Source organism: Nonomuraea sp. KM90 (genome assembly GCF_052246675.1).
In the GTDB taxonomy this organism is placed as follows: Bacteria; Actinomycetota; Actinomycetes; order Streptosporangiales; family Streptosporangiaceae; genus Nonomuraea.
This window is the reverse complement of sequence record NZ_JBQQCB010000118.1, coordinates 22,510-31,675: the sequence shown is the minus strand read 5'-3', so window position 1 is coordinate 31,675 and position 9,166 is coordinate 22,510. Positions and strand designations below refer to the sequence as shown.

The 9,166-nt window shown below is 74.6% G+C and carries 5 protein-coding genes; all 5 read right to left on the bottom strand.

Features of this window, described 5'->3' with window-relative positions; all coding sequences use genetic code 11:
* The coding region (locus ACTWPW_RS51870; protein ID WP_443173271.1) for an HEXXH motif domain-containing protein at positions 1-1,111 on the bottom strand (1,111 nt) is incomplete at its 3' end.
* A 24-nt stretch (positions 1,112-1,135) separates the two neighbouring features.
* A complete protein-coding gene (locus ACTWPW_RS51865) occupies positions 1,136-2,290 on the bottom strand; it encodes an FxsB family cyclophane-forming radical SAM/SPASM peptide maturase (protein ID WP_443173273.1) in 1,155 nt (384 codons plus the stop codon).
* 251 nt (positions 2,291-2,541) lie between these two features.
* Complete coding sequence (locus ACTWPW_RS51860; protein ID WP_443173270.1) at positions 2,542-3,693, bottom strand: acyl-CoA dehydrogenase family protein; 1,152 nt, start codon at positions 3,691-3,693, stop codon at positions 2,542-2,544.
* Positions 3,694-3,795: 102 nt separating this feature from the next.
* Complete coding sequence (locus ACTWPW_RS51855; RefSeq protein ID WP_443173272.1) at positions 3,796-5,100, bottom strand: M1 family metallopeptidase; 1,305 nt, start codon at positions 5,098-5,100, stop codon at positions 3,796-3,798.
* A complete protein-coding gene (locus ACTWPW_RS51850) occupies positions 5,097-9,089 on the bottom strand; it encodes a Pls/PosA family non-ribosomal peptide synthetase (protein ID WP_443173269.1) in 3,993 nt (1,330 codons plus the stop codon). The genes ACTWPW_RS51855 and ACTWPW_RS51850 overlap by 4 nt, the downstream gene beginning before the upstream one ends.
* Between the last annotated feature and the right edge of the window lie 77 nt (positions 9,090-9,166).

Below are 9,166 nucleotides of genomic sequence, written 5' to 3'. Positions count from 1 at the left end.
GCGTCTCCGTCGCCTCCAGCGCCGAGCCGCGCCAGCGGGCGAACTCCGCGTGCGCCCGGAGGTCGCCGTCGGCCTCACGCTGGCGGCGCCAGAATCCCGCGACGCCGAGGAAGGCGTACGCGCCGTGCAGCAGCCCGGGGAGCGGGCGCGGGTCCTCGCGCCAGGGCGCGTAGTAGCGGCGGTCGTCCGGCAGCGTCAGCTCCGTCACCGCCAGCACCGCGTTGAGCTTGGCGTGCTGGACCTCGTGGGCGAACGTCACGGCCAACCAGCGGCCGTCCACCGGGGTCGAGAGGGCGATGGTGCCCGGCCGGTCGCCGGCGGACGCGCTGTTCCCCCCGTGGGGCGGGGCATCGACCGGGGTCAGCACCGAGATCAGCTCGCGCGTCTCGGCGGCGAGCGTCCAATGGTGCGCCCGCAGGATCGACTGGGATTCCTCGAAACGTTCCCGCCAGACGCCCAGCTCGTCGGCGGACAGGCGGTCCTTGCGGACGTCGCCCTCGCCCCAGCGGTACGGGTCCACGTCGTCCACGACGAGGTCGAGGCCGGTGGCGGGTGAGGTGAGATGCTCCAGCGGGGACCAGCCGGGCCGGGCCTCGCCGGAGTGATGGCGCAACTCCCGGCCGGCGCCGGAGACCTGGATCACGCCGTCGCCGCCGATCTCGAGCCGGACGAGCGCGTCCGGCTCCGCGCCCAGCTCGATCAGGCCGACCGAGGGCAGGAGGAGCGACCCGCCGGGCGCGGGCGCCTCGGCCGAGCACGGGAGCCCGGCCCGCACCGCCGCGGCCGCCGCCACGCCGCCGAGCTGGGCGGGCTCCCATCCGGTCGCCGTCCCCTCGATGAGGGCCCGCAACGTGCGCTTGGCCCACACGCCCACGGACGGGTAGCGGATCACGGCGTCCACCGCCGCGGGCGCCTGCCGGTGGAGCCGGGCCAGCAGGTCGTAGGCCCGCTCGGCGACCTTGCCCGGCCGGTGGTCCAGCAGCCCGCGGATCAGGAGCAGGTTCCTGCTGCGCTCGATCGCGGCCAGCCAGGCGGCCGCCTGCGCGCCGCCGGCGCCCGCGGCGAGCCGCTCCAGGACGTCGTCGGGGATCCGGTGCCGTCTGAGGGACATGGCGTTCCTTTTCATGCCACCGCTTCATGTCACCGCGCGCCGGAGCTCGGCGACCAGGCGGGATCGGATGTGCTCGATCAACCGGTAGAGGTCGGGGCAGTAGACGGACGGGTTGGCGAACCCCGTGCCCGTCCGGTAGCGATGTGAGTAGAGCCCGCCGCCGCAGACCCGCCCGAACGTGCACGCCTTGCACGTGTCGCTGAGCGCGTCCCAGCCGAGCTGGCGGGCGATCATGCCGGGGTGCAGCAGGGCCTCGTCGAAGGAGTGGTCGGTGATGTTCAGGCCGGTGGCGGGGGCGCCCTGGCCGACCACCTTGAGCGAGTCGGTCTGCTCGATGGTGCCGTCCGTCTCGATGACCACGACCGTGGAGGCGGTCAGGCCGACGGACTCGCTCGCCGAGCTGCCGCCCAGCAGCAGGTTGACGATCTGCTGGAACAGCCGCACCGTGCTCTCGGACTTGCTGTCGTACCAGCGGTCGAAGATCGGGATCAACCAGTCGGCGTACGGTGCCGGGCTGGTGTCCGGGCCCCGGCCCGGCGGCGGGGAGTCCCAGGTGGCGTGCGGGAGCAGGAAGTCCAGCGCCGGCGGCTCGAATGCGATCAGTGCCTCGTACGTCTCGACCGGGTCGTTCTCCAGGTCGATCGTGCACAGCAGGCCGCCGTACAGGTGCCGGAACTCCGGGCGCATGAGCTGCCTCAGGCCCGCCGACACCGCGTCGTAGCTGCCCCGGCCGTCGGCGAACCTGCGGTTGCGGTCGTTGCCGCGGGGGGATCCGTCGAGGCTCACCCCCACCTTGACCCCCAGCTGGTCGAACGAGCGCAGGGCCGGCTCGCCCAGCAGCACGGCGTTGGTCTGCACCACGGCGTCCAGCCGGACGCTCTCGCCGATCTCGTTCCGGACGACTTCGACGATCTTGGCGAGGTAGTCGTGCCCGGCCAGCAGCGGCTCGCCCCCGTGCAGGACCACGCGGAGCGAGGGGAGGTGGTGCTCGGCGGCGTGCTCGGCGATGCGCTGCGCGGCGACCGTGACGAGCTGCGGATCCATCACCATCGGACGGGAGCGCCAGCTCTGGTCGGCCATCGTGTACATGTAGCAGTAATCGCAGGAAAGATTGCAGCGGCTGTGTACTTTGAGCAGGAATTGCCGGAAGGGATGCGGGCGCCAGCCGCCCCGTGACAACTCATCGACATCGAGGGTGGCAGGCCACTCCCGTGACTGATCCCCCGCGTCGGGCCTCAACCGGAAACCACCCCGTCATCCACCCGGGTAAGTTCGCCACAATGAATCTGAATTTAGACCGACTTGATGTTAACCGACTTGCAAACTCGGGGGGAGGCCCTATTCGGAAGCCGCTTGCCCTATTTGTGGCTTTTGTTTGATCGTTATCCGTGTAGAGGGATCGCACGGCGGACGCCGGTCAGGCGGCGGTGTCAGCGGAAGGCCGGGACGGTGGGTGGCAGGCCCATGAGGACGGCGCCCGCGGCGTCGTACATGGCCGGGCTGAGGAAGGCGTGCTCCTGCGGCACCATCGCGTCCCCGAGCAGGGCCTGCAGCGGGTGGTCGCGGTAGATCGCCGCGGTGCCGGACAGCGAGACGACCTTGCCGACCACCTCCGCGGCGGTCCGGGCGAGGTGGGCGGCGGACAGGCGCAGGTGCGCGTTCTGCCCGTCACCGACCAGCCCGCCGGCCAGCACCGCCTGCCACGCCTCCTCGGCGGCCTCGTAGAAGTAGGCCCGGGCCGAGCGGAGCGCGGCCTCCGCCTCGGCGATCCCGGCGCGGTAGTAGGCGCGCTCGGCGAGCTTCGGGGCGCCGGTGATGCTCCCCCGGTCGCCGCCGGTTCCCTGGGCGAAGTCGAGCGCGGCCCGGGCGACGCCGGCGGAGACGACGGACAGCGACTGGGCGGCGTACGAGATCGCGGGATAGCGGTAGAGCGGCTCGTCGATCACCGGCGTGCCGCCCCGGATGAAGGACCACTCGCGGCCGACCTCCACGTCCTCGGCCACCAGGTCGAAGGAGCCGGTGCCCTGCATGCCGACCACGTCCCAGTCCCGCACGATCTCCAGGCGCTCGGGGCGCACCAGCACCCCGCGCGGCTTGCCGGCGGTCGAGTCGTCGCCGGGGATGCCGACGCAGACGATGTCGGCGGCCATGCAGCCGCTGGCGAACTTCCACCGCCCGCTGAGGCGGAAGCCGCGCTCGGTCGGGGTGGCCGGCTGGACGGGGAACAGCGCGCCGGCGAAGACGACGTCGGGGCCGTCGGCGTACAGCTCGGCCTGGCTCTCCAGCGGCAGCGGGCCCAGGTAGACGAGCTGGGAGCCGAAGCCGGCGACCCAGCCGGTGGAGCCGTCGACGGCGGAGATCCGCTCGATCTTGCTGAGGAACTCCGCGGGCGGCATCGTCTCACCGCCGAACCGCTCCGGCGTGGCCGCCCGGTAGAGGCCGAGCCGCTTGAGCCGGTCGACGAAGTCCTTGGGGACGTAGCGCAGCTCCCCGAACTCCCCGCGGCGGCGGGCCAGCTCCGCGAGCATGTCCTCGAACGCGTCGGGTCCGCCGGCCGGTCCGGTCCCCTGGTTCTGCGCCATCGCTGCTCCTCCCGGGTCCACCTTCCGAGGCTACGACGGGCGTCCCCGTCCGGGGCGGGCATCCGCTCAGTCCCGCGGGGTCCAGGGGCGGCAGCCGCTTGCTCAGTCCTGCGGGTCCAGGGGCGGCAGCGGCTTCTCGTACAGCCAGGCGGACAGCAGCGCGTCCACCGGCTGCGGGGTGTGCCGCCGGAGGTGGGCGGCGAACTCCCGGGTCGTGACGCTCCCGTGCCGGTGCTCGGCCGTCCAGGCGCGCAGGGCGAGGAAGAACGCCCGGTCGCCGACGGCCCGGCGCAGCGCGTGCAGGGTGAGCGCGCCCCGCTTGTAGACGCGGTCGTCGAACAGCGCGGCCGGGCCCGGGTCGGCCAGGGCGAAGTCCTGCGGCAGCAGCGCGAGGCGGTGCCGCCAGCGCCGGGCGTGCTCGCCGGCGGGCGGGCCGCCCGACTCCTCCGACCAGAGCCACTCGGCGTACGTGGCGAACCCCTCCTGCAGCCAGATGTCCCGCCAGCAGGCCACGGTGAGGCTGTTGCCGAACCACTGGTGCGCCAGCTCGTGCGCGACCAGGCGCTCGCTGCCGCGTACGCCGTCGACGTGGTTCCGGCCGAAGATCGACATGCCCTGCGCCTCGACCGGGATGTCCAGGTCGTCGTCGGTCACCACGACGGTGTAGCCGGCGAACGGGTAGGGCCCGAACAGGGCGGTGAACAGCGCCATCATCTCGCCCTGCCGGCCGAAGTCGTGGCGTACGCGGGTGGCCAGCCGCGCCGGGTGGGCCAGCCTGGTCCCGGCGACCTCGGACAGCTGGTAGCGGCCGATCTGCACGCTCGCCAGGTAGCTGGCCATGGGCTCGGCCTGGTCGTAGATCCACGTCGTGCTCCCGGCCCCGCGCCGCCTGGCCACGAGCACGCCGTTCGCGATCACCTGGTACGGCGCGGCGGTGGTCACGGCGATGCGGTAGGAGGCCTTGTCGCCGGGCCGGTCGTTGCACGGGAACCAGGAGGGCGCCCCGATCGGCTGCCCGGCGACGAGCGCGCCGTCGCTCAGCTCCTCCCAGCCGAGCCCGCCCCAGGGGCTCGGCACCGGTGCGGGGTTGCCCGAGTAGCGCACCTCGACCCCGGCGCTCGCCCCAGGGGGCAGCGGCCTGGGCAGGGTCACGCGCAGCTTGCCCTGGCCCTGCGCTTGCCGGCCTTCCACGCCGTCCACGGTGACCCCCGAGACCCGGAACCTGCCGAGGTCCAGCTCCAGCACGCCGAGCGGCTCGGCGGCGGCCGCCGTGGCGACCACCGTCAGCCGGGCCGTGCCGTCGAGCCGGTTGGCCGCGACCCGGTAGCCCAGCGTCAGGTCGTAGTGCGTGACGCCGTAGCGGTGGTCGCCGTGCGCGGGGAAGTACGGGGTCGAGATGGGGGTCATCGCCACGCCGAGATGGGGTTGCCGAACCACCGGGTGCGCCCGGGCACGCTCTCGCCGCGCATGACCAGGGAGGCGGGGCCGATCGTGCTGTCGGCGCCCACCCGCGCGGCCGGCAGGACCACGCCGTGCGGGCCCAGCGTCGCGCCGGCCCCGAGCGTCACGGTGTCGATGCTCATGACGCGGTCGTGGAAGAGGTGGGTCTGCAGCACGCAGCCCCGGTTGACGCACGCCCCGTCGCCCAGGGTCACCAGATCCGCCTCGGGCAGCCAGTACGTGTCACACGTGACCCCATGTCCAATGCGTGCCCCGAGCGAGCGCAGCCACACGTTCAGCGGCGCGGTCCCCAGCCACGGCTGGGCGAACCAGGGCGCCGCCAGCACCTCGACGAAGTTGTCCGCCAGCTCGTTGCGCCACACGAACGAGCTCCACAGCGGCCGGTTGCCGGCCCGGATCCGGCCGACCAGGGCCCACTTGGCGGCCGTGGCGACCAGCGCCGCGACCGCCCCGGCGGCCGCCATGACCACGCCGCCGAGCGCGGCCGCCACGGCGAAGCCGTACCGGGCGGCGAGCCCCTCGAACGCGGCGGCGACCAGGACGGCCAGCGCGACCGCGCACATGGCGGGCACCACGCGGAACGCCTCGACGACCGCCCGGGCCGCCCGGTACCGCGCGGGCGGGTCGTAGGTGCGGCTCCGGTCCCCCTCCTCCGCGGTACGGCGCAGCTCCATGGGCGGCATCCCCACGTACGACGAGCCGGACTTGGCCTTCTTCGGCGTCGCCGACAGCACGCCGACCAGGCCGTCCTTGGGCACCTTGCGGCCGGGCGCGGTCATGCCCGAGTTGCCGAGGAAGGCGCGCTTGCCGATCCGCGCGGACGCGATGCGCATCCACCCGCCGTCGAGCTCGTACGGGGCCACCATCGTGTCGTCGGCCAGGAAGGCCCCGTCGCCGACCGAGGTCATCGTGGGCAGCGCGAGGACCGTGGACAGCTCGGTGCCGCGGCCCACCTTCATGCCCAGCGCCCGCAGCCAGGCGGGGGTCAAGACGCTCGCGTACAGGGGGAACAGCCAGACGCGGGCCGAGGCCATCAGCCGTCCGGTCGCCCACGCCTGCCACGCCTGCCGGCTGTGCACCGGGTGGTGGCCCGGGTGCAGGCCCAGGCCGAGCAGCCGCACGCTGACCAGCGTGACCAGGGCGAAGGCGGCCATACCGGCGATCGTCGCCAGGGGCACGGCCAGCAGGGCGGCGGTGACCGCCTCGCCGAGCGTGCGGGCGTCCCGGGCGAACACCGCCGCCACCGCCAGCCCGGCCCCGGCCGCCACCACCGGGAGCAGGCTGAGCGCGACGGCGCTCACGGCGTACAGCGTCGCCCAGAACCGGGAGCGGCCGGCCCGCTCGGGAGGCCGCGTCCGGCGCGACTTGCCCTGCCGGAACGCCGGCACCCCGGCCCAGAGCTCGCCCGCGGGCACGGTGCCCGCGACGGCCGACCCCGGGGCTATCTGGGAGTTCTTGCCGATGCGCGCGCCCGGCAGCAGCGTCGAGCGGGAGCCGACGGTGGCGCCGGCGCCGATCCGGATCTCGCCGATGCGCAGGAGGTCGCCGTCGTACCAGTGGCCGCTGAGGTCGACCTCCTGCTCGACGGACGCGCCCCTGCCCACCTTGAGCAGGCCGGTGACGGGCGGGGGCGAGTGCAGGTCGGCGTCCGCGCCCACCTGGGCGCCGAGCAGCCGGGCGTACCAGGTCATCCAGGGCGCGCTGGCCAGGTCGGGGACGCCGAGCCTGGCCGCGAACTGCTCGGCGAACCACAGTCTCAGGTGTACGCCGCCGCCGCGCGGGTGGGCGCCCGGCCGCACGCCGCGCAGCAGCAGCCTGGCCACCGCCGCGGACAGGATCATGCGCCCCATGGGGGTCAGGAAAGCCAGCGCGCCCAGCGTCACCCACCACCAGGACAGGGCCGGCGCCCACGGCGGCGCGAGCAGGTTGCCCAGCGCGGCCAGCGGCACGAGCCAGCGCATCGCGCCGGCGGTGAGCAGCGGGATCATGAGCAGCGACTGGGCCAGCGCGGCCCGCCGGGGCATGGGCGCGACGGGCGGCCGCTCGGGCTCGCTCTCGCCCCTGCCGGCCAGGATGCGCGCCAGCCCGGCGAGCGTCGGCTGCGCGTACACGTCGCCGACCGCCACGTCCGGGTAGTCGGGGCGCAGCACGGACACCAGCCGGGCCGCGGCCAGGCTGGTGCCTCCGTCGGCGAAGAATTCGGCGCCGTGGCCGTCCGGCGCCACGCCGAGGACGCCGGTCCACCGCTCGGCCAGCAGCGCCTCCGCCGGGGTCAGCGCGGCGGAGGAGCCGCCGGGCTCCGTGAGCGGCCAGGGCAGCGCGTCGCGGTCGATCTTGCCGGAGGTCCTGGTCGGGAGCGAGCCGACCGTCGCCAGGCGCGGCACGAGGGCCGCGGGCAGCGAGTCGGCGAGCAGCTCGCGCGCCTCAGCGGCGTCGAAGCCGGGGCCGGCGACGACGTACCCCACGAGCAGCTGATGGCCGCCGCCCGCGGTGCGGACGGCCGCGGCCGCTCCGGTGACGCCGGGCAACGCCTGCAGCGCGGCGTCCACCTCGCCCAGCTCGATCCGGCGCCCACCGAGTTTCACCTGGTCGTCGGCCCGGCCGAGGAACACGAGGCCCTCGGGGTCGGCGCGTACGAGGTCGCCGCTGCGGTAGGCGCGGCCCCAGCCCAGCGACGGCAGCGGCGCGTACTTCTCGGCGTCCTTGACCGGGTCCAGGTAGCGGGCCAGGCCGACGCCGCCGATGACCAGCTCGCCGGTCTCCCCCATGGCCACCGGCTCGCCGGCGTCGCCGACCACGGCCAGGTCCCAGCCGTCGAGGGGCAGCCCGATGCGTACGGGCCCGTCGCCGGTGAGCCGCGCCGCGGACGCCACCACCGTCGCCTCGGTGGGCCCGTAGGTGTTCCACACCTCCCGCCCCGGCACGGCGAGCCGCTCGACCAGCTCGGGAGGGCACGCCTCGCCGCCGAAGACGAGCAGCCGGACCCCGCCGAGGTGCTCGACCGGCCAGAGCGCGGCCAGCGTCGGCACGGTCGAGACGGCCGTGATGCCCCGGGCGGCCAGCCAGGGGCCCAGGTCGATCCCCGTACGCACCAGGGCTCGGGGGGCGGGCACGAGGCAGGCGCCGTTGCGCCAGGCCAGCCACATCTCCTCGCACGAGGCGTCGAAGGCCACGGAGAGCCCGGCCAGCACGCGATCGCCGGGGCCGAGGGGGCGCTCCCGCAGGAAGAGGCCCGCTTCGGCGTCGGCGAACGCGGCCGCCGACCGATGCGTCACCGCCACGCCCTTCGGCCGTCCGGTGGAGCCGGACGTGAAGATGATCCACGCGTCGTCCCCCGGCGCGGGCGCCTCGACGGCCTCCCCGGCCACCTCGCCACCCCAGGAACCGCCACCCCAGGAACCGTCACTCCCCGCGCTGCCGCTTCCCCCAGCGCCGCTTCCCGCGCTGCCACTTCCCGCAGCGCCACTCCCCGCGGCGCCGCTTTCCGCCGTGCCGCTTTCCGCAGTGCCGCTTTCCGCCGTGTCGCGGACGGTCAGCTTGTCCGTGAGGACGGCGTCCACGGCGGCCTCGGAGAAGACCAGCTCGGCCCGCTCGTCCGGGTCGTCGGCGTCGACCGGCACGTACGCGGCGCCCGCCGCCAGCACGGCCAGGATGGACACGTACAGCTCGGCGGTCCCCGACGGGATGCGCACGCCCACCCGGGCGCCGCGCCCGATCCCGGCCTCCGCGAGTTCGGCGGCCAGCCGGTTCACCTCGGCGCGCAACGAGCGGTAGTCGAGACGCGTGCTGCCGTCGTCGAGGGCGGGCGCGTCCGGATGGCGGCGCGTGGTCTCGTCGAGGATGTCGAGCAACGTGCGCGGTGGCGGCGCCAGCGGGCCGGCGGGATAGACCGCGGACGCGGTTCTGGGGCGTAATTCAGCCGGGTTGCTACGCAAACGCTGCTCCCTGAGTCAGGCGGTCGGTGCCTGGAAGGCAGATGCCGCGGCATCCCGAATCATCCGCCACCATCGTG

Coding starts and splice junctions, on each gene's coding strand:
- ACTWPW_RS51860 (WP_443173270.1), bottom strand. CDS start 3,693: ATGGCGCAGAACCAGGGGACCGGACCGGCCGGCGGACCCGACGCGTTC.
- ACTWPW_RS51855 (WP_443173272.1), bottom strand. CDS start 5,100: ATGACCCCCATCTCGACCCCGTACTTCCCCGCGCACGGCGACCACCGC.